The sequence below is a fragment of the Streptomyces sp. NBC_01451 genome, assembly GCF_036227485.1.
Taxonomy (GTDB): Bacteria; Actinomycetota; Actinomycetes; order Streptomycetales; family Streptomycetaceae; genus Streptomyces.
Genome location: NZ_CP109479.1, coordinates 9697417 through 9723088 on the forward strand (window position 1 = coordinate 9697417; position 25672 = coordinate 9723088).

Consider the following 25672-nt stretch of genomic DNA (forward strand, 5'->3'; position numbering starts at 1 on the left):
TTCCCTCCGAGCGGCGGGCCACGGTGCTCGCCGCGCGCCGGGATGCGGCATGCCTCCTATGCCGGATGGCCATGGCCGGCAGACCGATTCACAGGAGCCACGCACTTCTGCGGCTCCACGGTCGCTGATTCACTCCCCGCCACAGCAACCTTCGATCCGATCGCCCCATGAACCGCTGTGGGGCGCAAGGGAGTTCCGCATGTCTGAAGTCACCCCCCACACCATGGAACCGGTCCGCGCGGAGCGTGGAGTGCCGATGCGGTCGCGGGTGCGGGCGCTGCTCGTCGTCGCGGGCGTCGTCGCGGCACCCGGGCTGCTCGCGCCGACCGCCGCCCACGCGGCGACACCGGCCGATGCGGCCGGCCGTAGGACCGTCGCCCCCGGCGAGATCTGGGAGGTCGCCGAGATCACCCGGCTCGACGAACTCGTCGTGCAGGACGGCGCCGTGCTCACCGCCCCGGAGGGGCACACCCTGACCCTGACCGTGGACGGCGTGGAGACCGGATCCGTCCTGGACGGCACCTACGGCTGGACGACCGTGATCGCCGCCGGCACCTACAGCGGCGACATCGTCCTCACCCCGGCCGTCGAGCACCTGGAGTCCTTCGCGGGCGCCACCTTCCACCTGCGGCAGGGCGTGTACGTCGGCGCCGGCGGTGTCGTCACCGAGAGCTCGGTGCTGTCGAGCGTACGGGGCGGGAGCCTCACCGACGCCCACGCGAGGAGCGTGTCCCTGACCTCCACGGGCGAGGCCTTCAACGGCTTCTTCGTCGCTGACGGAGCCCAGTACACCCTGGCGGACTCCCGGATCGCATTCGACGGCAACGGCCGCCTGGACTTCGCGAGTTACGGTGCCGCCGTCACCGGTGCGGGTGCGGGCACCCGGCTGGTCGTGGACGGCGCGGACATCGAGACCCGGGGTGTGGTGCGCACCGGCGTCATCGCCCGTGACGGCGCCAACGTGATCGTCAAGAACTCCCGCATCCACACCCGTGAGGGCGTGCTGCCCGACGACTACGAGCCGGGCTTCGGCGCGAACATGATGTCGGTCCCGTGGATGCTCGGACTGTCCGGCAACGTCCGCGCCACCAACGTCCTCGGCGAGAACACCACGGCCACCTACCTCAACTCCTCCGTCTCCTCGGAGTCCTGGGGTGTGCTGTCCACCGACTCGGTACGCAACTCGCTGCTGGCCGCGATCAATTCCACCGTCACCGTCACCGGCGACTCCGGCTACGGGACCTACGCGGACGGCAGCGGCCAGCAGGGCATCTTCCTCGGCACCCACTTCGACGTGGCCACCTTCGCCGCCATTTCCACCGGGGGCGCGATCAGCTTCACGGACAGTACCCGCGAGGGCGTGGCCACGATGAACAGCTACCTGCTCCTGGGACTGACCGAGCAGGAACTGGACGCGATCGAACCCAGGCCGTCGGTCGTCGACTCCCGCGGCTTCGGCGTGATGTGGCACAGCGGCGACGGCGGCCGGCTGGAGATCGGTGGTGGCACCCGCTTCACCACCGCCGAGACGATGTTCCTCGACAAGGGCAAGCGGGTCACGATCGTCGTGGACGGCTCCCAGGGCGCCGAACTGAGCGCCGGCAACGGCATCCTGGTACAGATCATGGAAACCGACGACCCCGGCTCCATGACCGGCGTGTACACCGAACCGGCCGGCGCCCCGGCCATGGACGCGCGCTTCGACACCGCCGCCGAACACACCGCGGACGCCCGTGCCTCCTTCGTCGACATCTCTCTGACAGGAGACTTCTACAACGCGATGCGTACCGGCAAGAACCTGATTCTCTCCTTCCGGCGCAGCAGCGTCGAGGGAGTTGTCTCCGCCTCCGTGTCCCGGCACGCCGTGCCCACCATCACCTCGGCCGAGTGGCGGCACATCAACCACGTCACCAACACCCCGCAGCCCGCGATCAACAACGGCGTGATCGTCAAACTGGCCGCCGGGTCGCGGTGGACGGTCACCGGCACGTCGTACCTGACACGCCTGGTCCTGGACGCGACGGCGACGGTTCAGGCCCCTCCCGGCAAGACCCTCGCCCTCACGGTGAACGGCACCCCCACGGCCCTCACCCCGGGCACCACCTACTCCGGGGCCCTCACCCTCACGGTCGCCCAGGGCGAGTGACCCACCAACCCCCTGGGTTCGGTCCGCGGCGGTGTCCACCGTCGCGGACCGCGCCGCGCCGGAACCGGGTGACGACAGGCATCGTGACCCGGCGATCAAGCGGGGCAGCGGCTGACCCACTGACCGGCCGTCCGGCACACCTCCGGTGAGACACCTCCTGTCCCGCCGGTGCGCCCAGTGCTGTGACCGCTCAGGTTCGCCGGGTCGGCGGTCGTGGCGGTTGGATGTGCGGTGACGTCCGATCCGACCGCTGGAGGCGCGGTGGCCGAGCCCGTCCGTGTGCGCGGACCGACCGACCACGAGGGTCAGAAGCCGCAGCAGATCGTGCGCCGGGGCAGCACGAGTTCGGTGCGCTACCGGCGGGCGATGATGCCGCTGGCCTCCGCCGGAGGGGGCACCGGCAGCGGATGATCAGGCGGATCCCGGCCGGCCCGCGGAGCGGGTATGTGCGGCGCTGATGTGTCCTCAGACGCCCGCTTCCACCAGGTCGTCGGTATGGAAGGTGCGGCGGTAGGAGGCGGGTGAGACACCGAAGGCGGTGCGCATGTGGGCGCGCAGGGAGTTGGCGGAGCCGAAGCCGCAGCGGTGGGCGACCAGGTCGATGGACAGGTCGGTGGTCTCCAGCAACTGCTTGGCCAGTTCCAGGCGTTGCGCGGTGAGCCACTGCACGGGGGTCATGCCGACCTCGTCGCGGAAGCGGCGGGTGAAGGAGCGCAGGCTCATCCGGGCGTGCTCGGCCAGGCGGCTCAGGGAGAGGGGTTCGCCGAGGTGTTCCAGGGCCCAGGCGCGGGTGGCGGTGGTGGTGGCGACGGTGGGTTGGGGTACCGGGCGGTCGATGTACTGGGCCTGGCCGCCGTCCCGCCAGGGTGGGACGACGCACATGCGGGCGGCACGGTTGGCGGCGGCGGCGCCGTGGTCGCGGCGGATCATGTGCAGGCACAGGTCGACGCCGGCGGCGACGCCCGCGGAGGTCAGGACGTCGTCGTCGTCGACGAAGAGGACATCCTCGTCGACCTTGACGCGGGGGTAGGCGCGGCGGAACTCGGGGGCGAGGTTCCAGTGCGTGGTGGCGGGCCGGCCGTCGAGGATGCCCGCGGCGGCCAGCACGTAGGAGCCGGTGCAGATGGACACCATGCGGGTGCCGGGCCGGATGCCGGCGATGGCCGCGGTGACCTCGGGCGGCAGCGGGCCGCCGCGGCCCAGCTCGGGCATGGCGTGCGTGGGCGGGACGATCACGGTGTCCGCGGCGGCCAGGGCCTCGGGACCGGCCGCGGGCTGCACGGTGAACCCGGCGTCGCTGAGGACCGGGGCGCCGTCGGCGGTGCAGACGGTGACCTCGTACAGCGGGCGTGAGTCGGCGTCCAGGACGCTGCCGAAGACGCGGGAGGGGATGCCGAGTTCGAAGGGCGGGACGCCGGGCAGAGCGAGGACGGCGATGCGGTGCCGCCGGGCCGCGTCGGCGCTCGGGTCGGTGCACGGCCACTGCGTCTCGCTCATGGCCAGATCCTGTCACATAGTGGCCAGACGGCCAACATCATGGTGGGGGCGGGTGCCGGATCGTGGACTGCGTCGCGCCGGGAAGGGCCCGGGCGGCCGGTATCCGATCAAGACGGAAAAGAGTGAGGCGGACAGCATGCGTGCGGTGGTCGTGGAGCAGTGGGGCGGACCGGAAGTGCTCGTGGAGCGTGAGGTCGCCCGGCCCGAGCCGGGACTGAACGAGGTCCTGGTGCGGGTCCACGCGGCCGGTGTGAACCCGGTGGACTTCAAGACCCGGGCCAGCGGGGCCCTGATCGAGTGGGGTGAGGTCCCGGCGGTCGGCTGGGACGTCTCCGGCACCGTGGAGGCCGTCGGGCCGGGCGTGGGGATGTTCCGCCCCGGGGACGAGGTGTACGGCATGCCGCTGTTCCCGCGGCAGGCCGGCGCCTACGCCGAGTACGTCGTCGCCCCGGCCCGCCACCTCGCGCCCAAGCCGGCGAACCTCACCCACGTGCAGGCGGCGGCGCTGCCGCTGGCCGCGCTGACCGCCTGGCAGGCGCTGGTGGACACCGCCGGGGTGCGCGCCGGTGAGCGGGTGCTGGTGCACGCGGCGGCCGGCGGGGTCGGCCACCTGGCCGTGCAGATCGCCAAGGCCCGCGGCGCGTACGTCATCGGCACGGCCAGCGCCGGCAAGCACGACCTGCTGCGGCAGCTGGGCGCGGACGAGGTGATCGACTACCGCACGGTCCGCTTCGAGGACGCCGTCGGGGACGTGGACGTGGTGCTGGACGGCCTCGGCGGCCAGAACGCCGAGCGGTCCCTGACGGTGCTGCGCCCGGGCGGCCGGCTCATCACCCTGCCCGGCCCCGACGACGTCCCCGCCGACGTCCCCGACCACGTACGGGCGGTGTGGATCCTGGTCGAGCCCGATCACCTGGGTCTGCGCGAGATCGCCGCCCTGGCTGAGCGGGGCGCGCTCACGCCCGTGGTCGAGACCGTCGTCCCGCTGGCCGAAGCCGCGAAGGCGCACGAGCTCGGCGAGCAGGGCCGCACCACCGGGAAGATCGTCCTGAGCGTCGCCTGACGCCGGACGCCCCTGCCGGGCCGGGTCGGCTGCGGGCAGGTGGAGTGGACTGGAGCCCCGGGACCGACCGGTCCCGGGGCTCCGGGCGCGGCCGAACGGGACGGGGCGGACCTGCGGGCACGGCCGGACAGGACGGAACTGCGGCTCGGGGCTTCGGAGGGGTCGGGGCTGCGGCTCGCGGGGGTGCTTCGGTGACGGCTGGGGCGGCGGCTCGCGCGGGGGCGGAGGCAGGGCTGCGGCTCACGCCGGAGGGGTGTCTTCGGTGGTGGCCGGGGCCCGCTGCTGCCGGCAGGTGCTCGCGGCCGGTATGTGGCACCGGGACCCTGTTCCTCTACGCCAAGACCAAGGGCGAACTCCTCCTGCTTGTGCAGAACGCCAAGTACGTCGAAGCGCTTGAGCGGGGCCGGGCGGACGCCGAGAGCGTCCCGGGAGTGCTGGACGCGGTGATGGCGATCGTCCGGCCGATCGTGGAGTGCAACCGCGTCCAGATCGACAACGGACGCACCTACCTGCGAGAGATGGTCTTCGGTGACCCCGAGGAGCCCCGGCACGGCGCGGCACTCGCCGTCGTCGCGCAGACCGAGGAGGCCATGGCCGCCGCGCTGCGCCGGGACGAACGGGTCACGGAGGGCGACGCCGTGACGCTGGCGCACATCGTGTCCGCCGTGACGTTCCTCAGCATGGCGGTGAGCGTGAACATGGCCTTGAGCGTCGAAGAGATCGTGCGTGACATCCGCAGGCAGGTCGACGTCCTGCTGCCTGACTGAAGCGCGGCCGGCCTCAGGCCCACGCGGCCATCCGGGTAGTCCCCGGCTGCGGGACGGCCCGAATCCCCAAACAGCAGGTCAGCCGGCCGAAGCTGCCCATGCTGGCATGACTGGACGGCTGGGGCAGCCGACCGGAGGGTTACCGCCACCGCGTGCCGCTGGGATTCCGGAAATTGCCCACTTACGTGGCGTCGAGTCCCGTCGCACAGTCCCTGTCCGCAGGGTTCCGGGTCGAGGCCCGTGTGGTGCGGTGAGAGTTGTGGGTCGCTTCAGCAGTTCAAGGGCGCCTTCGACGCGATGATGCCGTACTGGCGCGTCGTGCGTGGCGCAGGCGGCCAGGTCGGGGCGCTCGTAGGGCTGCCGGCAGACATGGCAGTCGTAGGTGACCGCCCCACCACTCGAACGACGACGCCCGGTCGTCCGTGGGCGCATCACGCCAGTCGTGCCTGCCTCGCGCGAACCACAGGAAGTCGAAGTACGTGCGCAGGTTCCGGACATGGGCGGCCTGGGTGTTCCATGGCGAAGACCTTGCGCAGTGACCAGCGGGTGAAGGGCTGGCCGAGCTTGGTCGGGCGGGTGGTGGCCGTCTGGACGACGAAGTCCACTTCGGCAGACTTGAGTTGGCGGGGACGGCCTCCCGCCCACCGAGACAGGCAGGCCAGGCCCTTCTCGTTGAACGCGTGGATCACATCCCGGACGGTGTCCTTGTCGGCCTGCACCAGCTGGGCGATCACCGGGACCCGGTTCCCGCCGGCCGAGGCCAGCAGCATCATCACCCGCCGGTAGGGCACCGAGCTCGTACTGCCCCGGCGCACGGTCTGCTGCAGCCTCTGCCCTTCCTGATCGGTCAACCTGCGCACACGGACGGGCTCGGCCACCGCGCCTCCAGCGGTCGGATCGGATGTCACCGCACACGCAACCGCCACGACCGCCGACCCGGCGAACCTATGAGGTCGCAGCACCAGACGTGCTGTATCCCGCCGCGAGCAGTTGGGTGAAGAGCCGCTGTGAGTTTGGTAGAAAGCCCTTCCAAAGATCGCTTCGCCTGTCAGTCTCCATCCCGACCCGGATGTCATGTCCGGGATGAACGGATCGAAGACTGGAGCACCCCTTGCCCCGAGCCGTCAGCAGCGGACGGACCTTCCGTCTCGCCAGAGCCGCCGCCGTCGCCGGCAGCGCCGTCGTCCTGACCGTCGCCCTGCCTTTCAGCGCCTCCGCAGGCGTCCTGCAGAATCTCCCCGAGAACGCGACCGCCTTCCAGAAGTACTTCGAGCCCGTGTACGACTACGACACGGACAGCTGCTACCCGGCCGCCGCCATCGACGCCGCGGGCAACCTCAACGGAGGCCTCAAGCCGACCGGCCCGGTCACCGGCGAGTGCCGCGACGGTCACCTCGGCCTTGCCAACACGTACTCGCGGGCCAAGTGCAACAACGGCTGGTGCGGGATCATCTACGCCAGCTACTTCGAGAAGGACGAGGCGTCCCCGGGCATCGGCCATCGCCACGACTGGGAATGCATGGTTGTCTGGGTCAAGGACGGCGCGGACACCCCGTCGTACCTGTCGGCCTCCGCCCACGGCGGCTTCAGCACTCACCCGATCGCCGATGTCCCGATGAGCGGCCAGCGCGTTGAAGCCGTCTACCACAAGGACGGTGTGAGCACCCACGCCTTCCGCTTCGCCAAGTGGGGCGAGACCCCGGAGAACGACACCGGCGCCTGGCACCAGGAGAACCTGTTGACCTGGGAAAACCTGGCCTCCAGCCTGCGGAACACCCTGAACGCCTCAGACTGGGGCGACGCGAACTTCCCCCTCCAGGACTCCAAGTTCGCCGACCACCTCAACAAGGCCAAGCCGAGCGACATCACGTTCGACCCCTACGCCTGACGGGGTCGACCGGGGACGGATCGCCCTGCTGAAAGGGGCGATCCATCCCTCCGGCAGGCGGCCTCGGCCACCATGGCGCCGGCTGTTCCGTACCCGTCCGGTCGGTCCGGTCGTTCGGGCGTCCGGTTTGCTCGGTGACGGGAGACGCCGGCGATACCTCAGCCCTTGACCGCGGAGCTGGCCACGCCTTGGACGAACCAGCGCTGGAAGAAGACGAAGACCACCAGCACGGGCAGGACGAGCAGGACGCCGAAGGCGAGGATCTGGCCCCAGTCCGGGGGCTGTTGGCCCTGGAAGACACTGATCTCCAGGGGGAGCGGGCGCACCGAGGGGTCGGAGACCATCAGGACCGGCCACAGGAAGGAGCCCCACTGGATGAGGAAGGTGAGGATCGCGACCGAGGCGAACACCGGCTTCGACATCGGGACGATGATCGCGAAGAAGGTGCGCCAGGGGCCCGCGCCGTCCAGCCGGGCGGCTTCCTCGATGCTCGTCGGGATCTGCCGGAAGAACGTGTGGAACTGGTAGACGGAGAAGGCGTTGGCGATGAACGGCACCGCCTGGATGTAGGTCGTGTTGCGCTGGCCGTTGAACATGTAGAAGAGCGGGACGGCCACCGACTCGAACGGGACGAGCATCAGCAGCAGGACGAGGGTGAACAGGGCCCGCCTGCCGCGCCCCGTCAGCAGTGAAAGGCCGTACGCCGCCATCGAGTTGACGAACAGGCCGCCGGTCACCACCACGAAGGCCAGCAGCACCGAGACACCCATGAACTGCCAGAAGTAGCCGGTGCTGTCGGAGTTGAGGCTGTCGAGGACGGCGGAGTAGTTGTCGAAGGACAGGTGGGTGGGCAGGAAGCCGGCCAGCCCGTTCAGGACCTCGTCGGACGGCTTGAGGCTGCCCAGGAACAGGTAGAGGGCGGGCAGTGCGAAGACGAACGCCAGAACGCCGAGGACGGTGTAGTCGAGGACGCGGCGGACAGGGGTGCGGGTCATGGCCATCGGTCAGTCCTCGTTGTCGGGCCGGACGAGTCGGCGCTGGACGATCGTCAGGACGAGGACGATCAGGAAGAACACGACGGTGATCGCGGACGCCTGGCCGACGTTGTTCTGGTCGAAGGCGGTGGTGACGGCCTGGTACATCACCGTGCGGGCGGCGTCCTCGGCGAGTCCGCCACCGCGGATGAGGATGTACACCTGGTCGAAGATCCGGAAGGACATCACCGAGGTCAGCAGTGCGACGAAGACGAGCGTGCCGCGGATGCCGGGCAGGGTGACATGCCGGAACTGCTGCAGGCGACCCGCACGGTCCAGTTCGGCTGCCTCGTACAGCTCGCCCGGGATCTGCTGAAGGCCGGCCAGCAGGATGACCATCTGGAAGCCGACGCCCTGCCACACCGACAGCACGATGATCGAGGCCATCGCGGTGGCACTGTCGCCGAGCCAGTCGAACGCGCCCCAGTTGCCGAAACTCACCGTGTCCAGCAGGGAGTTGAGCATGCCCTGCTCACTGCGGGCGAGGATCAGCCGCCACACCACGGCGACCAGTGCCATCGGGAAGACCACCGGCATGAAGAACAGGGACCGGAACAGACCGATGGCCTTGAGCTTACGGTTGAGGAGGATCGCGAGGCCGAGGGCGAGACCTGTCTGCAGCGGTACGACCACCGCGGCGAAGGTCAGGTTGTTCAGCAGCGCGCGCAGGAACGGGCCGGACTGGTCGGGGTCGGTGAACAGGCGCCGGTAGTGCTCCAGGCCGAAGAACGAGGGCTCCAGCGGGGAGCCGAGCCGCACGTTGTAGAAGGAGAGTACGACGGCGTAGCCGAAGGGGATGCCGACGAACGCGATCAGCCCGCCGACGGCCGGGGTGGCCATGAGCAGTCCGTGCAGCCAGTCCCGGTTCTTGCGCCCCGCCCTCGGGGGCTCTGCGGACGGCCGCCCGGAGGAGGCCTGTGCCGCGCCCGGTGCCGCGGGGTGCGCGGGTTCCACGGTTTTCACGGGTGTGGGTCCTTTTCCTGACGGGGCGGGCACAGCGTGTCGCGTGCCCGCCCCGGCCGTCGGTTCCTACGGGATCTTGTAGCCGGCGTTGTCGGAGTAGTCCTGGTCGATGGCGCGGGCGGCCTTCTCCAGGGCCGACTTCGGATCCGTACCGCTGTAGATCGAGTTCAGGGCCTGGGAGAACTTCGCGGTGACCGTGGGATATCCGGCGGTCACCGGACGGGTGACGGCGACGCAGGACTCGCTGATGTCGCGGTCGCCGCACGGCTTGGCGAGCTGGTCGGCGAAGAGCTGGAGCGGACCGCCCTCCTTGTACAGCTCACTCTTGGCGAGCGTGGACTTGGTGCCCGGGACGGAGCCGTTGGCCTTCGTCATCGCGCCGACGTTGGTGTCGTTGAGGAGGTAGTCCAGGAAGGCGCCCGAGGCCTTGGCGTTCTTGGTGCCGGCGCCGATGCCCCAGGCCCAGGAGCCCTGTCCGGTCTTGGGACCGTTGCCGAAGTCGGGCAGCGGCAGGACGACGAGGTCGTCGCCGAGGGCCTCGCTGTAGGCGGGGTACGTCCAGTTGCCGACCCAGCTCAGCGCCACCCTGCCCTTGGCGAAGGCGTTGCCGTCGGTGTTGGCGTCGACGTACGCCTTCCAGGACTGGAAGGTCTTCATCGCCGAGACCACCGCCGGGCTGTCGAGGGCGCCCTCGGCCTTGCCGTCCTTCAGCAGGGCACCCCCGGCCGACCAGACGATCGGGGAGAAGCCGTAGGTGCCCCACTCCGAGGCCAGACCGTACTGCTCGGAGACATCGAGAACCTTGCCGTCGGTGTCCTTGGCCTTCAGCGCCCGGAGCGCGGCCGTGAACTCGGCGGCGGTCCAGTCGTCGGACAGGCCCGTCGGGTACTTCACACCGGCCGCGTCCAGCAGCTTCTTGTTGCCCCACACGCCGAGGCCGGAGTCGAACATGCCCAGGCCGTAGTGCTTGCCGTCGATCTCGCCCTGCGCCTTGACGGCGTCGGTGGCGTTGTCGAGGGTCTTGGCGGAGACGTAGTCGTCGAGCGGGGCGAGTTTGCTGTTGTAGACGAAGCTGGCCATGGTCGGGCCGTCGAACTCCATCACGTCCGGCAGCTCGGAGGAGCCGGTGGCGGTGATGGTCTTGGTGTAGTCGTTCTCGGGGATCAGCTTCAGCTCGGCCTTGATGTCGCTCTGCGACGAGTTGAAGGACTTCACCGCGTTCTGCAGCGCGGTGGCCTCGCTCGCCTGACCCTGGTGGGCCCAGACGCTGATCGTCCCCTTGCCGCTGCCCTCCTCGGCGGAGGCGTCACTGCCGCCGCCTCCGCCGCAGGCGGCCAGCCCGACCAGGGGCAGGGCGAGGGCCAGACTCGTACAGACCGTGCGACGGAACCTTCTGCTTCCGGCGTTCATGGACGGTGCCTCCGTGCTGGGTGAGGTTCGGGTACTCGGCGCTTCGGGGTGCGCGGGCGTGGAGTGTGGGTGTGGTGGGGTGTGGGGTTCGAAGGGACCCGTGGGGGTGCCTGACGGACGGCCGGGGTTCACAGGGGACTTCGGGGGCTCGGCGGGGCGGTGGTCTCCCGCAGCACCAGGTTGATGGGCATCCGCACCTGGCCCGTCGGCGCCGGTTCGGCATCCGGCCCGTCGAGCTGCCGCAGCAGCAGCCGGGCGGCCTCCGAGCCCTGCGCCGGCACCGGCTGGGCGATGGTGGTCAGGCCGATGACCTCGGCGAGTTCGTGGTCGTCGAAGCCGATCACGGACACGTCGTCGGGCGCCCTCAGCCGATGCCGGCGCAGGGCACGCAGCGCGCCCATCGCCATCTCGTCGGACTGGGCGAACACCGCGGTCGGCGGACGGGAGACGGCGAGCAGCTCGGTCATCGCCCGCTCGCCGCCCTCGACGGTGTAGCCACCGTCCGCCTCCAGCGCCGGGTCGTGCGCGATGCCTGCCTCGGTCAGCACGTCCAGGTATCCCTGACGGCGGGCGATCGGGGTGGTCCAGTGCAGCGGCTCGCTCTCCCCGGAGATCATGCCGATGCGCCGGTGACCGAGGTTGACCAGGTGTCGTACGGCGCTGGTGGCACCGGCGTGGTCGTCGATGCCGACCACGGTGAAGCCGTCCCGGGCCCCGCCGACGGTGGTGGCCAGCGGCACTCCGAGGGAACGCAGTGCCTCTTCCTCCTCCAGGTCGGGGATGAGCAGCGAGAGGACGGCGTCCACCCGCTTGCGCACCGGCAGCCTGGTGAAGAAGCGTTTGCGTGCGTCCGGCGAACCCAGGTTGTACAGCAGTACGTCGTAACCGGCCGCGCTGAACACCGTCTCGGCCGCGTCCAGGACCGTGCCGAAGAACCAGCGGCCGATGTGCGGGGCGACGACCCCGATGGTGAAGGTGCGCCCGCTGGCCAGGCTGGAGGCCGACCGCGAGGCGGTGTAGCCGAGCTGGGCGGCGACGGCCGCGATCTGCGCCCGTACCTCGTCGGAGACACCCGGCCGGCCGCGCAGCGCGCGGGACACGGTGGATGCGGAGACCCCGGCGACGCGGGCGACGTCGGTAATGCTGACCGTCACGGCTTCTTCCTCCCGTCGGTTTCACACCGGTGTGATCTGTGGGTGACGAGACCGTAAACCCGACCTGGTTGTTGCGCAAGCGTTTGCGTTCAGTTTTACTGGGGCCGATTCTCAAGCGAGACCTTCGAGGTCAATGCTCAGCGCATGCGTTTGAGCGCTGCGAGCCGACAGGAACTGTGCATGCGATACGCCCCGCCCGGCCTCTGCGTGAACGACTTCGCCCTGCTGCGCGACGACGACGGCACCTATGCCGTACTGCACCTCCAGGGCCCTTGGACCGCCGAGTTCGACCACCTGCGGATGGAGACCTCCTACGGCCGGGCCACCTCCACCGACCTGGTCTCCTGGCAGCCCCGGGGCACCGCGTTCGGCAACGGCCTGCCCGGCCGCTTCGACCAGCAGGCCGTGTGGACCATGCACCCCGTGCGGCACGGTGACGGAATGGCCATGTTCTACACCGGCGTCCTCGGCCTCACCCCCGGCGGCTGGCCGTTGCAGTCGGTCGGTCTCGCGTACTCCGACCGCACCGACGGCACCGGCTGGCGCCGCCACGGCACCGGGCCCGTCGTCGAGGCGGACGCGCGCTGGTACCGCACCGGTGAACGCATGGGCTGGCGCGACCCGTTCGTCGTGCGCGACGACGAGTCCGAGGGCTGGGTCATGGTGGTCTGCGCCGCCGACGCCGCACTGCCCGTCGAGGCCGGCGGGTGTGTCGCCTGGGCCACCTCCGACGACCTGGAGCACTGGACCGTCCAGCCGCCGCTCATATCCCCGGGCGACGTCGACGAGTTGGAGTGTCCCGTCCTGGAGCGCCTCGACGACGGCAGCTGGCTCCTGCTGGGCGCCATCGGCGCCACGCGTGGCTTCGAGGCGTGGACCGCGCCCCGTCTGCGGGGCCCGTGGACCCGCCGCGGTCCCCTCGGCCCGAGCGGCTCCTACGCCCCCCGCGTCGTCCACGCCCCCGACGGTTCCCGCGTCGTGCTGCACACCACGCCCCGACGGGTGAACCTCACCGACTCCGGCGAACGCTGCCGCGGCATGCTCGCCCAGCCCAAACTCCTGGTCGCCTCACCGGACGAGGCGCCCCGCCTGGAATGGTGGCCCGGCCTGAACGCCTGGCTCGGCGAGGAGACCGAACGGGCCGCACTGCACGCGGTGGGCGACCTCGCCCTCACCGGCCGGGTCGAGATCACGCTGCGCACCGACACCCCGGACGGCGACCGGCCCGCCCTTCTCGTCGGCTGCGACGGCGAGAACCTCTGGATCACCGGCCCGCACGGGGACCGGCTGGGCGAAACGGTACTGACCCGACCCGCCGCGACCCTGCGCATCCTCACCATCGGCGAGTACGTCGAGGTCTACGCCGACGGCGTCTTCGTCCTCACGACCCTGTGCTACTCCGGCCACGCAGCCCCGTGGACCGCAACGTCGAAGGGCCGTAGCCGCACCGTTCCCGTACGCCCGGTCCGCCTGCCCGACCCCGACCGCGACGACGCCTCGGCCATCTGGCCCGGTCCTTCCCCCGGCTGATTTCGAGGTGCGACCGCGCCACCCGCTCACCGTCCTGGCAGACGGCAGACGGCAGACGGCAGACGGCAGACGGCAGACGGCAGACGGCAGACGGCAGACGGCAGACGGCAGACGGCACACCGCCCGTCGCCGGGACCGGTCATGGACCGGTTCGGCGACGGGCGGTGTGTGGCGGTGCGGTGGCGCAGGTCAGTTGAGGGTCCACTGCTGGTTGGTCTGGCCGTTGCACGTCCACAGGAGCAGCTTGGTGCCGTTGGTGGTCGCCGCCAGCTCGGCGTCGAGGCACAGGCCCGACAGGTCGTTGGTGATGGTGCCGCCAGAGTTGACGGTCCACTTCTGGTTGGTGCCGCCGGTGCAGTCCCAGATGATGACCTTGGTGCCGTTGGTGGTGCCGGCGCCGTCGGCGTCCAGGCACTTGTTGCCGTAGACGACGAGCTCACCGCGTGAGGTCTGGGTGAAGGTCTCGTTCTGCCCGCCGAAGCAGTCCCACAGAATGGCCTGGGAGGCGTCGGTGATGGTGTTCTTCTCCAGGCCGACGCAGCGGCTGGAGGCGGCGCCGACCAGGGTGACGCCGTTGGTGCCAGGGATGGCCTGGACGCGGATCGCGTCGATGTCGGGCGTGGTGCTGCCGGAGACCGCCGCGAAGCGCACGGTGTTGGTGCCCTTGCCCAGGTGCGCCAGGACGGACACCGTGCGATAGGTCGTGGCCGAGCCGGTCGGCGGGAAGGCGACGACCTGGCTGTACTGCCCGTTGACCTGGATGGTGGCCTTGCGGGCTGTGCTGCCGCCGTTGGCGTAGGTGATGTCCACCAACTTGGTGCCGGCCGCGCCGGTCGTGACGGAGCTGAAGGTGGGCGTGGTGGCGGTGGTCGTGTCCTCGTAGGTCGAGCCGGCCGCTTCGGTGCCGGAGACGGTGAGCAGGACGGCGTCGTTCGCCGGCACGGTGGTGGAGTAGCTCGTGGCGTAGGAACCGGCGTCGGTGGCGGTCCAGGCGTTGCGCACCGACGCGGAGGCGCTGGTCAGGCCGAGGTCGGCCCAGCGTACGGTCATGGACGCCGAGGAGGATGTGCGGTTGAGCAGCAGCACCGCGCGCTTGCCCGTGCCGGCCAGGACCTTGCCGTACACCTGGAGGTTGCGGGTGTCCTCGGCGACCTTGACACCCTGCAGCCCGCGCGGGTCCTGGTCGATGGCGACGACCTCGCGGTTGGTGAGGATGTCACGGGTGGTGGTGCTCATCGTGGCGAGGTTGTTGCCGGCCAGCAGCGGGGCACCGGAGATCGCCCACAGGCCCATGTGCAGGCGGTTCTGCGCGGCGCTCAGACCGCTCATGCCGACCATCAGCATGTCGGGGTCGTTGTAGTAGCCGGTGTGCTGGGCGGCCGGGTGCAGGCCCCGGTCGAAGTTGGTGAGCATCATGCCGGTGGTCGCGGTCTGGCCCCACAGGATGACGTCGGTGCTGGTGCGCCACAGGTCGCCGTAGCCGGAAGCCCAGTTCCACGGCAGTCCGGTGCCCCACTCGCAGAAGGACAGCACGAGCTTGTGGCCGGTCACGGCGGTGGCGGCCTCATTGGCGGCGGCGATCGCCTTGTATGTCGTCTCCGGGTCGAGGCCCTCCACCTTGCCGCCGCACCAGTCGATCTTGACGTAGTCGAAGCCCCAGCGCTGGAAGGTCTCCAGATCCTGCTGGTAGTGGCCCTCCATACCGGTGTTGGGGGCCGCGGCGCGGGTGGTGGGGTAGTAGTAGCCGCAGCCGTTCTTGCCGGCGTCGGTGTAGATCCCGGCCTTGAGGCCCTTGCTGTGGATGTAGTCGGCGACGGCCTTCATGCCGGACGGCCACAGGCCCGAGTCCACGGTGATGGTGCCGTCGGAGGCGCGGTCGCCCTGCCACCAGCCGTCGTCGAGGTTGACGTACTGGTAGCCGGCCGCCGCCATGCCGGAGGAGACCAGAGCATCGGTCTGCTGCTTGATGACGTCGAAGTCGATGCTGCTGGCGAAGCTGTTCCAGGACGCCCAGCCCATCGACGGCGGGGTGACCGCGGCCTGGGTGGTACTGACGGCGGCGGGCTCGGTGGCCGGCGACACGGATGGATCGCGGTCGGCCACGGCCGTCAGGCCGGCCAGAGCGAGAGCGAGGGCGAGGACACGCACGGTGACGCGTCTGGCCCAGCCGCGCGCGGCGAGGGGGTACGACATGGAGAGCCTTTCCTGATCAGTACGCGATGCGGGAAGTCGCGTACTGCCGGTCTGTGGTGGTGGGGCAGCCGCGGAAGCGGTCCGCCGGCACGCCCCGACCACATGGACGGCGCTGCCCGCGACGGCAAGCGCTGGTCGACATACCGAACGCGGTTCGGTGATTCGGTCAGAAGGTAGGGCGTGGCCATGCACGCGTCAATGACCTCGTCCATCATTGGTGAAGTCTGTGCGCACAGGCCACGCCAGCCGGTCGCTCAGCGCTGGGTGTAGATGAAGCCGATCTTGTCGACCTCGTCGCCGGAGCGCCCGTGGAACCCGGCGATCTGCCAGCCCGTCGGCGCGGTGCGGGTCACACAGTCGGAGGTGGTGGTGCCGCCGGCCAGGGTCCGGCCGAGGTTGGTCGTGAACTTGGCGTAGAAGATCCTCGTGCGGTCGTCCTTGACTCCCTGGCACAGGTACGCCGTCGTCACGTACTCGGTGCTGCCCAGCGTCAGCGAGGACGCGGTGCCGCCCGTTCCGCCGTGGGCGAGCGTGGTGCCGTTCGCCAGGGTCACGCTCAGCTGGTCGACCCGGGAGCCGGCGCGCAGCGCGAGGGTGGTGGCGCGGGCGCCCGCGGAGACACTGTCGATGTCGTTGTAGTAGTCGCCGTGCGGGCCGCCGAACTGGTCGCTGAGCTGGAAGGCGGCGTTGCGCGACCAGGTGAAGCCGGCGGTCAGCGGGTCGTGGTCGGAGAGCATGAGCCCGGCGTCCGTGAGGAACTTGGAGTGCTCGTTGTTGTAGGACGTGGCGTTGAGCGAGACGAGCTTGCTGCCGCGGTAGAGGATCTTGTCGACGACCTCGCAGGTGTTGGGGACGGTCGTCCCGGTCTGGTCGCAGACCAGCGCGTCGCTGCCCTTGACGGGTGCGACGCCCCCGCGGATCAGCTGGACCCAGGCGTCGGTGAGGCCGTTGGCGGCGGCGAACTCGGCGATGGTGTCGCCGGAGCGGGTGTAGCGGGTGTTGGTGTCACCCATGACCACGACGGCATTGCCGGCCGAGTGACTGGCGATGAAGTCGCTGAGCTGGCTGAGGTTGTCGGCGCGGGCCACGAGGTCGTCGTCGTTGGTGCCCGCGTTGGTGTGCAGGTTGTAGAAGTCGACGTAGACGCCCTCGGCGAGGCGCTCACGCATGAAGGTGAAGCCCTTGGGGGTGAGGCAGTCACCGGAGCCGTAGGTGCAGGAGTTCCAGCCAACCCGCTCGAAGTCGTCCTCGTCGTAGGCGATCTTCGACAGTGTGTTGAGGCCGCTGCCGATTCCGGCGCCGCCGCTGGTCGCGGTGCGGTAGGCGTGCGCGGTGTCGGCCGCGTAGAGGTAGGAGTGGTAGTTGAAGTCCTCCTGGACATTGACGATGTCGTACGGCGCTATGCGCTGGCCGATCGTCGTGGTGCTCGACTCGCGGGGCGTGGGCGCGCTGGAGATGGCCTCGGGCAGGCCTGCCACGTTGTAGCTCAGGACGCTGAAGGTGCCCGAGTCCGCGGCCGAGGCGGGCGGAGCGGCCACGGTGAGCCCGCCGAGAACGGCGGCGCCGACCGCAAGGCCGGCGAAGAGTCTGCGCATGGGGGAGTGTCTCCTGTGGAGGGAAAGCGGTTGCTGTAGGGACGTGGCGAAAGTTACCGCCGGTCACCCCAGGTTTGTCGAGGGGTTGGGCATGGATTCACAGGAGTCGCCGCCTGTGTACGGAGGGGGTTTGGTTCCCTGCCGGGTGCCGTTCACGGCAGGGAATACTTGCTCGGTGTGCAACTGGCCCTGCCCGGCGGTCTCATGGGAGACCGGCGGGCGTACGGCCCTTCCTGGCCCGGCAGTTCGAACACGCGGCACGCACCCGTGCCGGCTCCCCGGGGATGACGGACGGCACGGTTCCGCGCCGGGGTCGGGAGGGGAACCGGTGTCGACATCCGAGGCAAGGAACCCTTTGCGCCGGGCGCTCGCGAACGGCTGGGAGACCGTGAGTGGGGTGGCGTGCCGCTATGTGGTGTAGCGGATCAAGGCGCCGGAATCCGCAGGTCATCGCCTGATCGGCGCGGTTCGGGACCGCGTATGGCGGTGACGACAGGTCAGCCGCTGCGCGACCCGGGAGCCGTGTCCCATGGGGTGGCCGACGCACGGCTTACCGGAACCCGTCGAGCAAGGTCGATTACACCACGAAGCGGGACACGACCGTGAGTGGCAGCTGCGTACGCGGTGGGGACGGGTCCGCAGGCCAACGGCAGCCGGTCACCGGTCAACCGGGCAACCGACCCTCGCGGGCACTGAAGGACCGGGAGAGGCATCGGCTCGTGCGGGGACTCGGCCGTTCGGCCGGTGTGTGCGGCTGACCGTGTTGCCACAAGTGGCCTTTCGGCTGATCCCGTCGCGCCGGTGGAAGGTTAGTGTCGCGCCGTGGATCTCCTGAGCAGCGTGCGCGCCCTCGGCGCGCGTACCGGACCCGGTGACCGTCGGCGGAGCCTGCTGACTGCGTTCGGCATAGTCCTCCTGTTGCTGGCGGCAGCCGTGGACCTGCTCATCGCCGGCGTCGACGGCCGTTCGCGATGGCCTCAGCTGGTGGTACTGCCGATAAGTCTGGCGATGCTCCTCTGGCCCGCCGCCCGGCGGCCGGCATGGCTCACCGTGGCGGTGCGCGCCGCCGTGCCCGCGGTCCTCTCCGGCGCGGTGACGGCGACTGTGTTCCTGTCCGGTCGGGAGGCGCTGTCCGGACCCGGAGAAGTCGCGATCCTGCTGTGCCTGCTCCTCCTCACCGTGCGTGACAGTCCTGTGCGGTGGGCGGTGGTGTGCGGCGTGCTGGACGCCGCGGCGGTCCTTGCGCTGCCCTACAGACAGGCTTTCGGCGCATCGTCGGTCAACCCGTTCCAAATGCTCCTGCCGGTCTGCGCGGTGGCGGGACTCGCCGGGTACCTGCGCGTGCTGGACCACCGCCGCCGCGTGGCGGTCACCGAGACCCAGCGGGCCGAACGCCTCGCCATGGCGGCCGACCTGCACGACTTCGTGGCCCACCATGTCACCGGGATCCTCGTGCAGACGCAGGTGGCCCAGCTCCTGGCCACGTCGGACCCCGAACGACTGAACGCGATCCTGAAGGACGTGGAGCGCTCCGCCACCGAGGCACTGGCCTCCATGCGCCGCACTGTCGGCCTGATGCGCGAGGTCCCGGAGGACGGGACCACCGGCCGGCACCCGGCGGGCGATCTGGCCGCGCTTCCCGAACTGGTGGAGGGATTCGGCGGACCTGCCGGTCCGAAGGTCGTGCTGCACCGCGATCCCTCGGTGCCCGACGGTCTGCCCCATGAGGTGCAGGCGGCTGCCTATCGGGTCGTACAGGAGGCACTCACCAACGTGCGGAGGCACGCCGCCGACGCCACCGAGGTGAGCGTCGGCCTGGCCCACGACGGCTGCGCGCTGGAGGTGACGGTGCGCGACGACGGCAGCGGCGGTACCCGGCTGCCGCAGGCCGCGCGCGGCGGCGGCTTCGGTCTGGTCGGGCTGACCGAACGCGTCACCGCGCTCGGCGGCGAACTGCGCACGGGCCCCCGCTCCGGGCGCGGGGGCTGGGAGGTCACCGCGACCCTTCCGGCGGAGAAGGCATCGAGGTGACCGTCCCGGCACGCCCGGCACGCCCGGCACGCTGCCGGGGACGGGACCGACAGCGTGCGGCAACGCCGGGCCTGACCGTGCCGCCGACACCCCGTAGAAGGCACGGATGCCGAGCAACAGCCCTTCGTTCGGGGCAAGTTCGCCCGACAGGGAGGCGCGGGCGAAGACGAGGACGTTGCCCTGGACCATCCGCAGCCGTCCGAACAGGTCGTCGGGAGCACCGATGCCGGAGAACCGGCACCCGCGTCACCAACCCGCCTGCCACCAACCGGCCTATCACCAACCCACCTGCCGGGAAGGGCCTGCGCCGGTGCGCGCGCACTGCAGGCGCAGGCCGTTTCCGCGGGCGGGGCGTGGCCGCGCGGGAGCTGTCTACTCGGGCAGCGGCAGGTGGCCGATCACCTTCTCGCCCACCGCTGCGGACATCCGCAGGGCCTTGTACCCGTAGTCCCGCATGGCCTCTTCGTAGGCGCCTATGCCGTCCACGACGTTCTTCTCACCCCGCGCGGCGGCGATCAGTTCCCCGCCGAGAACGTGTGCGTCACGCAGCGCGGTGTTGGCACCGATGCCACAGGACGGGCTCATGGCATGGATCGCGTCGCCCACCACGGTCACGTTCGAGGGCTCCCAGGCGTCGACGGGCACACAGCTGCGCAACGTCAGCGCCTGCACCGTGGCGGTGTCCCACAGCCGGACCGTCTCCACCAGGGCCGGATGCCAGGAGGCCACGCGTTCCAGCGCGTATGCCTTCAGCTGCTCGGGAGTGGCGGTGAACAGTTCGGCGTCGGGCATCATCAGGCTCTCCACCGAGTTGAAGATGCTCAGCGCGTAGTTCCTGGTGGCTTCGTCCTGGAAGTCCGGGTCCTGTTCCTTGATCAGCGGAGAGCCGGGGTTGCTGCGCTCCAGGGGGCCGAGTGTGAGTCCGGTCCACTGGGCGTCGTAGGCCAGGGAGAACGCGTTGAACAGCTCCTGCGGCAGCTTGGCCTTGGTCTCCTCGGTGATGGGGACCTTCGCGGCGATGTGGCGGGCGGCCAGGTCGGCGACCTTCACCTGAGGCAGCCTCTGGGCCCGTACGCCGGAGTTGATGCCGTCCGCGGCGATGAGCACGTCGGCCTCGACGCTCTCCCCGTCGTCCAGGAGCACGGTGACGGTCCCGTCGGGGTTGGAGCGGTATCCCGTGACCTTGGCCCCGAAGTGGACGACCTTCTCCAGGCCGAGGTAGAGGATCCGTCGCAGTGTCGAGCGGCACACCACCAGGTGCTCGGGGATGTCGGTGGGTACCCCGGTGCCTTCGGTTGCGGACTTGTCGCGGCCCGGGCGGAGGTTGAGCTGCTCGTCGAACAGCAGCATGTCGTCGTTCGGCATGCCGGAGGTCGCGAGGAACAGCTCCCACAGCCGCGGTTCCAGGGCCGCGTGCAGGGCGGAGGTGCCGGTGGAGTTGATGTGGATGCGGTATCCCGCCTCGCGGGCGGCGATGCCGGTGTCACGCTCGTAGACGGCGACGTCCAGACCGTGCCGGTGCAGATAGTGGGCCAGGGCCATCCCGGCAAGACCGCCGCCGGCGATGACAAAACGTGTCCCAGACAAAAGTACTCCCAGTGCAATTGGATTCGTACGAGGGAGCACACTGGGCCTCTCCGGAGGAGAGGAATATTGACACAGCCGGACGTGAAAGTGAAAGGCTGTGCCCCGGACTACCGACCGGGACGCAATTTTGTGTGCAATGGAGTTGTTCACCGGAATTTCACCGGTGGGAGCGGGCCGGGTTTCGGCCCGCGGCTTTTCTTCAGCGCGTCAGAGCGCGCGCCCGAAGAGGTCCAGTAGCGCCGCCCAGTGGCGTTCCGCGGCTTCGGGATCGTAGGCGGCGGTGTCCGCCTGGGTGAAGCCGTGGTGTGCGCCGGCGTACACCTCGCAGTGGTGGTGTACGCCCGCCGCGTCGAGGGCCTCGGTCAGACGCTCGACCTGTTCGGGCGGCAGTGCCCGGTCCTGGTCGGCGTGGCCGAAGTACAGCTCGGCCTTGATGCGGTCGGCGAGCAGGTGCGGGCTGTCCGGCGCGGTGGAGGCGAGGTTCGCGCCGTGGAAGCCGGCCGCGGCGGCCACTCGGTCCGGATAGGTGCCCGCCGTGCGCAGCGCCAGACCGGCACCCATGCAGTAGCCGGTGACACCGACCGGCCCGCTCCTGGCCATCGGCCATTCGGCCAGCCAGCGCAGATAGGTGTCGGCGTCCCGCATCGTCGACTCCGGTGTCAGGGACTGGATGATCGGCCCGAGCTGCTGGAAGAGTTCCGGGCGCTCGGCCGGGTTCACGAAGTCCGGCAGGTCGATCACCGGTGCCCGTCCGTGACGGTAGAAGACGTTGGGCACCAGGACCACGTACCCGGCCGAAGCCAGACGGTCGGCCATCTTCTTCAGATGCGGGCGCAGTCCGAAGGCGTCCATGTAGAGCAGAACGGCGGGAAACGGGCCTGCCCCCTCCGGGTGCACCAGGTAGGCGTCGGCAGTGCCGTCCCGTGTCGTGATGTCCACAGTCGTTCCCTGCGCAGTACTCATACGCACCTCTCCCTGTCTTTTGATCTGTCTTTTGAATGGAAATCGATGAATATCCCCTATGGGGATGATTCGGCATGACGGCTGGGACCGACAGTTGATCGCAGCGATCGAGTTTAGCGCGTGCGCGGGCCCTTGTGGCGACCATAGGGCGAGTGACACTTGCCCCATTCGAAAGTCTTGACGCGGCCCGGGAAACCTGGTCAGGCAATTCCGGAATTGACAGAAAGCGTGAAATCTGCTCACCGGAAAAGGTCTGGATTGAGTTTGCCCGGATTCGCGCCCGTCGGTGCGAGGAGGGCCGCGGCGATCGCCGGTCACTCAGCCCATCTGGTCCTCGGCCGAAAGGTGTTCCACCGTCCTGCCGGTTTCGGTGAACGTCCGCGTCACGTGCCCGGACGAGTACACCCACAGGATGCGCAGCGGGCAGTCGCCGATGTTCCGGAACAGGTGGGGGAGGGGGGAGGGGACGTAGGTGGTGTCGAACCGCTCCAGCCTGGTCACTTCACCGTTCACCACCACCTCCGCCTCGCCCTCCAGGATCGTGACGTGCTCGTCGCAGTTGTGCGAGTGCAGCGGCGCTCCGGAACCGACGGGGTAGACGCTCATCCCGCTGGTGATGAGGTTCTCCCCGCCCGCCGAGGACGTGGTGATGAGCGGTGTCGTCAGGACGGCGCCGCCGCGGTCCAGCCGGGGTACGGACGCGGCCTTGATGATGGTGGTCATCCCTGGTTCCTCTCCAGTCCACGGTCGTGCGTCGGTCGACACTAGGGCGCGCCCCGGCTCTTGGATGCCCTCTGGCGTGCAGCTTTACCTTGCGCTCCTGGAGGGGTCGGCAACCCCGGACCCGGCTGTACGGTCACCTGGCACCCCACGGCGTCGCGTTCCGCACCTGTGGGCGCCCGCAACGTGCCGGGAAGAAAAGGCAGGTATCGCCTCATGAGGCTCCCCGTTCTCACCGAAGAGGAAATGACCGAGCGGCAGCGGGAGCTGGCCGCCCGGATCGCAGGCCGGCGTGGTGCCGTCCGCGGTCCGTTCCGGGTCTGGCTGCACAGCCCGGAGATGTGCGAACGCGCCGAGTCCCTCGGCGCCTTCGCCCGCTTCGACTGCAGCCTGCCCGGGCATCTGCGCGAACTCGCGCTCCTGATGGCCGCGCGGAACTGGGACGCGCAGTACTCCTGGAACGCCCACGCGCACCAGGCGATCGCGGCCGGCATTCCGGAGGGGGCGGTCAAGGCCATTGCCGAGGGGCGCGAAGCCGTCTTCGGCAATGAGGCCGACCAGGCCTTCTACCGCTTCTGTCACGAAGTCCTCGACCAGCACTTCGTCTCCGACGCGACCTTCGCCGCCGCCCTGGAGCACTTCGGGTCCAAGGGGCTGGTCGACACCATCGGGGCGCTCGGCAACTTCACCATGCTCGGCATGTGCCTGAACACCTTCCAGGTGGATCTCCAGCCCGACCGCGAGCCTCCCTTCCCGGACATCCGCGGCTTCGGACGCGTGGTCCCCGACGGGGACCGGCCGTAAGGATGCCACCCCGCACCGAACCGGGCCCGAGAGCGCGGGAACTCGCTGCCGCGCCGCAACAGGACACCGGCCGTGTCCCCGATGGTTCGGGTACGAGACCTCTCCGGGCGTCTCTCCGGGAGATCCGGCGGGGAGGTCGCGCCCAAGGGCGTGGATCTCGGCCCGTGGCGGTGTCCGCCGGCCCGACCTCGGACGCCGTCGGGACGGGGGCAGTCCGGCTCCGCGCCGACGGTGCGCCGAGCAGCCTTCACTCCGGCACCGCGTGAGCGGGAGGAAGTACCCCGGGAGGAAACATGGATCGCTTGCTTCTCATGCACAGCTTCGTCACCGTCGCGCAGGTCGGCAGCTTCAGCGGAGCCGCCAAGAGGCTGGGCTCCTCCGGCTCGCTGGTGTCCCGGCATGTCGCCGAACTGGAAAGACATGTGGGTGTCCGCCTGGTCAACCGCACGGCCCGGTCGGTCAGCCTGACCGAACCGGGCCACCGGTACGCCGAATTCGCCGCACGCATCCTGGAGGAGATCGACGCCGAGGACGCCGGGATCGCCCAGCTTCACGATCGCGCCGAAGGGGCGTTGAGCATCATCTGCCCCAAATGGATCGGAAGCCTGGATCTCGGGGATGCCATCGCCGCCTTTTCCGTGGCTCATCCCAGGATTCACGTCCGCTTCGAACTCGGCGGAATGTCCGACAGGACCTATGACTTCCTGGACAGCGGATTCGACATCGCCTTCCACACCCGGGATCTGCGTGATTCCAGCGTCCGACTGAAGAAAATCGCCTCGCTGCCCTTCGTGCTGTGCGCGTCGAAGGAATACCTGGACCGCAAGGGGCCGCTCACCGAGCCCCACGGCCTCACCGGCCATGACTGCCTCGTGCACGTCAACGACCCCGTCTGGCGCATCGGACACGGCCCCGCCTCCACCCTGCACAAGATCCACAACGCCGCGTTCTCGTCGAACTCCTACCTGGCCCTGCAGAAGGCGGCAGTGCACGGACGCGGCATCGCCCTGCTCCCGCAGCGGCCCGTCTACGACGACCTCATGTCCGGTGCGCTGGAGGTCCTGCTCCCCGGGCTCTCCGTACCCGACCGCCCGCTGTACGCGATCCACGGACCAGGTCAGGCCAGTCCGCGGAAAGTCACCGTTTTCCTCGACTTCCTGACCGAGTGGTTCTCCGGAAATCCGATACCGGCCATCAGCAGGTGAGCAGACCGGGCCAGGCCATGGCTCCGGCCGGCCGACAGATTGTGCAAGAAACGTTTGCGATGCCTGCGTCGCGCATCTATTGAGGTCGCCCGAGCCGCGATTTTACGATCACCGACACCGGCAGCCGAGGGCCGGTGACCGAATGAGACCCGCGGCGTGAGCTGCGACGAAGCGAGGAATCCATGGGAATCCAGAGAATCGAATCGGTCACCTACAGCGTGGACGACCTCGGCACCTGCGTCCGGTTCTTCGACGACTTCGGCCTGTTCCTCGTCGAGAGGACCGACGAGCACGCGGTGTTCGAGACACTCACCGGGCAGAGCCTGCACCTGGACACCCGCCCCGGCCCGTCGCTGCCGCCCCCGCTGGAGGAAGGCCCCACTCTGCGCGAGGTGGTGTGGGGCGTCGACACCGGGCAGGAACTCCAGCGGCTGGTCGCCGCGGCAGGGCGCGACCGCACGGTCCGAGCGAGCGCCGACGGCGTCCACCACACCGTCGACGGGACCGGCTTCGGGGTGGGTCTGACCCTGGCCCGGCCGAAGCCGGCATCCGTCACACCGCGGTCCGCCAACACGCTGGGCAACATCGACCGCTGGAACACCGCCCTGGAGCCGATCACCCGGGTGCGCCCGCTGCGCATGTGCCATGTGGCGCTGAACATCCCGAAGGAGGGCAGGGAGGAGGCGTTCGCGTTCTACATCGAGCGCCTCGGCTTCCGGCCCACCGACGTGGTCGAGCCCATGGGCGTGTTCATGCAGGCCCCGGGCGACGAGGACCAGCACACCATGCTGCTGTGCCACCGCCCCGACCGGGCGGGCATCAACCACATCGCCTACGAGGTGCCGGGCTTCGACGACGTCGTCGAGGGCGGCAACCACATGATCGACAAAGGCTGGCGGGAAGCACGCCGGCTCGGCCGACACACCGTCGGCTCCAACGTCTTCCGCTTCCTGCATGCCCCCTGCGGCGGCCGGGTCGAGTACGCCGCCGACATGGACCGCGTCGACGACGCGTACGGAACCCGCGTGCACGAGACCACCCCGCCCCACCACATCTGGGCGCTGCGCACCAACCGCGACCAGCAGGACGCCCCCGCCTCCTGAATCCCCCAAGCCTGAGAGG

General features: G+C 69.7%; 19 protein-coding genes and 2 pseudogenes. 10 read left to right on the top strand and 11 right to left on the bottom strand.

The window, feature by feature from the left end; genetic code table 11:
• Positions 1–199 precede the first annotated feature (199 nt).
• Both OG595_RS42745 and OG595_RS42750 read left to right on the top strand, forming a co-directional pair.
• The gene (locus tag OG595_RS42745) at positions 200–2146 is read left to right on the top strand and encodes a hypothetical protein (RefSeq protein ID WP_329281896.1); all 1947 of its coding nucleotides are present in this window, start codon (positions 200–202) and stop codon (positions 2144–2146) included.
• 261 nt (positions 2147–2407) lie between these two features.
• A pseudogene (locus OG595_RS42750) lies at positions 2408–2539 on the top strand (IS630 family transposase); the annotation flags it as partial.
• Between the two features lie 72 nt (positions 2540–2611).
• Here the strand turns inward: OG595_RS42750 and OG595_RS42755 are convergent.
• Positions 2612–3643: a GlxA family transcriptional regulator gene (locus tag OG595_RS42755; RefSeq protein ID WP_329281898.1), complete on the bottom strand. Its 1032-nt coding sequence runs from the start codon at positions 3641–3643 to the stop codon at positions 2612–2614.
• A 136-nt stretch (positions 3644–3779) separates the two neighbouring features.
• Here OG595_RS42755 and OG595_RS42760 point away from each other — a divergent pair, with 136 nt between their 5' ends.
• A complete protein-coding gene (locus OG595_RS42760) occupies positions 3780–4706 on the top strand; it encodes an NADP-dependent oxidoreductase (protein ID WP_329281900.1) in 927 nt (308 codons plus the stop codon).
• A 191-nt stretch (positions 4707–4897) separates the two neighbouring features.
• Complete coding sequence (locus OG595_RS42765) at positions 4898–5473, top strand: TetR/AcrR family transcriptional regulator (RefSeq protein WP_329281902.1); 576 nt, start codon at positions 4898–4900, stop codon at positions 5471–5473.
• Positions 5474–5991: 518 nt separating this feature from the next.
• Here the strand turns inward: OG595_RS42765 and OG595_RS42770 are convergent.
• Positions 5992–6351 (bottom strand): annotated as a pseudogene (locus OG595_RS42770) (helix-turn-helix domain-containing protein); the annotation flags it as partial.
• A gap of 233 nt (positions 6352–6584) precedes the next feature.
• On the opposite strand from OG595_RS42770, the gene OG595_RS42775 reads away from it, so the two are divergent.
• A complete protein-coding gene (locus OG595_RS42775; protein WP_329281904.1) occupies positions 6585–7361 on the top strand; it encodes an NPP1 family protein in 777 nt (258 codons plus the stop codon).
• Positions 7362–7519: 158 nt separating this feature from the next.
• On the opposite strand, the gene OG595_RS42780 is transcribed toward OG595_RS42775, so the two are convergent.
• The 4 genes from OG595_RS42780 to OG595_RS42795 form a co-directional block, all read right to left on the bottom strand.
• Positions 7520–8362, bottom strand: coding sequence for a carbohydrate ABC transporter permease (locus OG595_RS42780; RefSeq protein WP_329281908.1), 843 nt, complete (start codon positions 8360–8362; stop codon positions 7520–7522).
• A gap of 3 nt (positions 8363–8365) precedes the next feature.
• Positions 8366–9358, bottom strand: a complete 993-nt coding sequence (locus OG595_RS42785; RefSeq protein ID WP_329281909.1) for a carbohydrate ABC transporter permease — start codon at positions 9356–9358, stop codon at positions 8366–8368.
• A gap of 66 nt (positions 9359–9424) precedes the next feature.
• Entirely contained in the window at positions 9425–10768 is a 1344-nt protein-coding gene (locus OG595_RS42790) for an ABC transporter substrate-binding protein (protein WP_329281911.1), read from the bottom strand.
• A 128-nt stretch (positions 10769–10896) separates the two neighbouring features.
• Entirely contained in the window at positions 10897–11922 is a 1026-nt protein-coding gene (locus OG595_RS42795; RefSeq protein WP_329281913.1) for a LacI family DNA-binding transcriptional regulator, read from the bottom strand.
• Between the two features lie 180 nt (positions 11923–12102).
• On the opposite strand from OG595_RS42795, the gene OG595_RS42800 reads away from it, so the two are divergent.
• On the top strand, positions 12103–13452 hold the full coding sequence (locus tag OG595_RS42800) for a mucin-1 (RefSeq protein WP_329281916.1): 1350 nt from the start codon (positions 12103–12105) through the stop codon (positions 13450–13452).
• A gap of 189 nt (positions 13453–13641) precedes the next feature.
• On the opposite strand, the gene OG595_RS42805 is transcribed toward OG595_RS42800, so the two are convergent.
• A complete protein-coding gene (locus OG595_RS42805) occupies positions 13642–15645 on the bottom strand; it encodes a ricin-type beta-trefoil lectin domain protein (RefSeq protein WP_329281919.1) in 2004 nt (667 codons plus the stop codon).
• Between the two features lie 254 nt (positions 15646–15899).
• Positions 15900–17240, bottom strand: a complete 1341-nt coding sequence (locus tag OG595_RS42810; RefSeq protein ID WP_329281922.1) for a jacalin-like lectin — start codon at positions 17238–17240, stop codon at positions 15900–15902.
• A gap of 822 nt (positions 17241–18062) precedes the next feature.
• On the opposite strand from OG595_RS42810, the gene OG595_RS42815 reads away from it, so the two are divergent.
• Positions 18063–19271 carry a sensor histidine kinase gene (locus tag OG595_RS42815; protein WP_329281925.1) on the top strand — a complete coding sequence of 403 codons (1209 nt, stop codon included), beginning with the start codon at positions 18063–18065 and terminating at the stop codon, positions 19269–19271.
• Positions 19272–19643: 372 nt separating this feature from the next.
• Here the strand turns inward: OG595_RS42815 and OG595_RS42820 are convergent, their stop codons facing one another.
• The 3 genes from OG595_RS42820 to OG595_RS42830 form a co-directional block, all read right to left on the bottom strand.
• The gene (locus tag OG595_RS42820) at positions 19644–20858 is read right to left on the bottom strand and encodes an FAD-dependent oxidoreductase (protein WP_329281927.1); all 1215 of its coding nucleotides are present in this window, start codon (positions 20856–20858) and stop codon (positions 19644–19646) included.
• Positions 20859–21065: 207 nt separating this feature from the next.
• Positions 21066–21821 (bottom strand): dienelactone hydrolase family protein, encoded by a 756-nt coding sequence (locus OG595_RS42825; RefSeq protein WP_329281929.1) that lies wholly within the window; start codon positions 21819–21821, stop codon positions 21066–21068.
• 318 nt (positions 21822–22139) lie between these two features.
• On the bottom strand, positions 22140–22544 hold the full coding sequence (locus OG595_RS42830; protein WP_329281931.1) for a cupin domain-containing protein: 405 nt from the start codon (positions 22542–22544) through the stop codon (positions 22140–22142).
• A 243-nt stretch (positions 22545–22787) separates the two neighbouring features.
• Here OG595_RS42830 and OG595_RS42835 point away from each other — a divergent pair, with 243 nt between their 5' ends.
• The 3 genes from OG595_RS42835 to OG595_RS42845 all read left to right on the top strand — a co-directional run bounded on the left by OG595_RS42835 (position 22788) and on the right by OG595_RS42845 (position 25653).
• Positions 22788–23345: a carboxymuconolactone decarboxylase family protein gene (locus OG595_RS42835; protein ID WP_329283610.1), complete on the top strand. Its 558-nt coding sequence runs from the start codon at positions 22788–22790 to the stop codon at positions 23343–23345.
• A 293-nt stretch (positions 23346–23638) separates the two neighbouring features.
• On the top strand, positions 23639–24550 hold the full coding sequence (locus OG595_RS42840) for a LysR family transcriptional regulator (protein WP_329281933.1): 912 nt from the start codon (positions 23639–23641) through the stop codon (positions 24548–24550).
• A 182-nt stretch (positions 24551–24732) separates the two neighbouring features.
• Positions 24733–25653: a VOC family protein gene (locus tag OG595_RS42845; protein ID WP_329281937.1), complete on the top strand. Its 921-nt coding sequence runs from the start codon at positions 24733–24735 to the stop codon at positions 25651–25653.
• The last annotated feature ends 19 nt before the right edge of the window (positions 25654–25672 follow it).

Coding starts and splice junctions, on each gene's coding strand:
- OG595_RS42745 (WP_329281896.1), top strand. CDS start 200: ATGTCTGAAGTCACCCCCCACACCATGGAACCGGTCCGCGCGGAGCGT.
- OG595_RS42755 (WP_329281898.1), bottom strand. CDS start 3,643: ATGAGCGAGACGCAGTGGCCGTGCACCGACCCGAGCGCCGACGCGGCC.
- OG595_RS42760 (WP_329281900.1), top strand. CDS start 3,780: ATGCGTGCGGTGGTCGTGGAGCAGTGGGGCGGACCGGAAGTGCTCGTG.
- OG595_RS42780 (WP_329281908.1), bottom strand. CDS start 8,362: ATGGCCATGACCCGCACCCCTGTCCGCCGCGTCCTCGACTACACCGTC.
- OG595_RS42790 (WP_329281911.1), bottom strand. CDS start 10,768: ATGAACGCCGGAAGCAGAAGGTTCCGTCGCACGGTCTGTACGAGTCTG.
- OG595_RS42800 (WP_329281916.1), top strand. CDS start 12,103: ATGCGATACGCCCCGCCCGGCCTCTGCGTGAACGACTTCGCCCTGCTG.
- OG595_RS42805 (WP_329281919.1), bottom strand. CDS start 15,645: ATGTCGTACCCCCTCGCCGCGCGCGGCTGGGCCAGACGCGTCACCGTG.
- OG595_RS42810 (WP_329281922.1), bottom strand. CDS start 17,240: ATGCGCAGACTCTTCGCCGGCCTTGCGGTCGGCGCCGCCGTTCTCGGC.
- OG595_RS42825 (WP_329281929.1), bottom strand. CDS start 21,821: ATGAGTACTGCGCAGGGAACGACTGTGGACATCACGACACGGGACGGC.
- OG595_RS42830 (WP_329281931.1), bottom strand. CDS start 22,544: ATGACCACCATCATCAAGGCCGCGTCCGTACCCCGGCTGGACCGCGGC.
- OG595_RS42835 (WP_329283610.1), top strand. CDS start 22,788: ATGACCGAGCGGCAGCGGGAGCTGGCCGCCCGGATCGCAGGCCGGCGT.
- OG595_RS42840 (WP_329281933.1), top strand. CDS start 23,639: ATGGATCGCTTGCTTCTCATGCACAGCTTCGTCACCGTCGCGCAGGTC.
- OG595_RS42845 (WP_329281937.1), top strand. CDS start 24,733: ATGGGAATCCAGAGAATCGAATCGGTCACCTACAGCGTGGACGACCTC.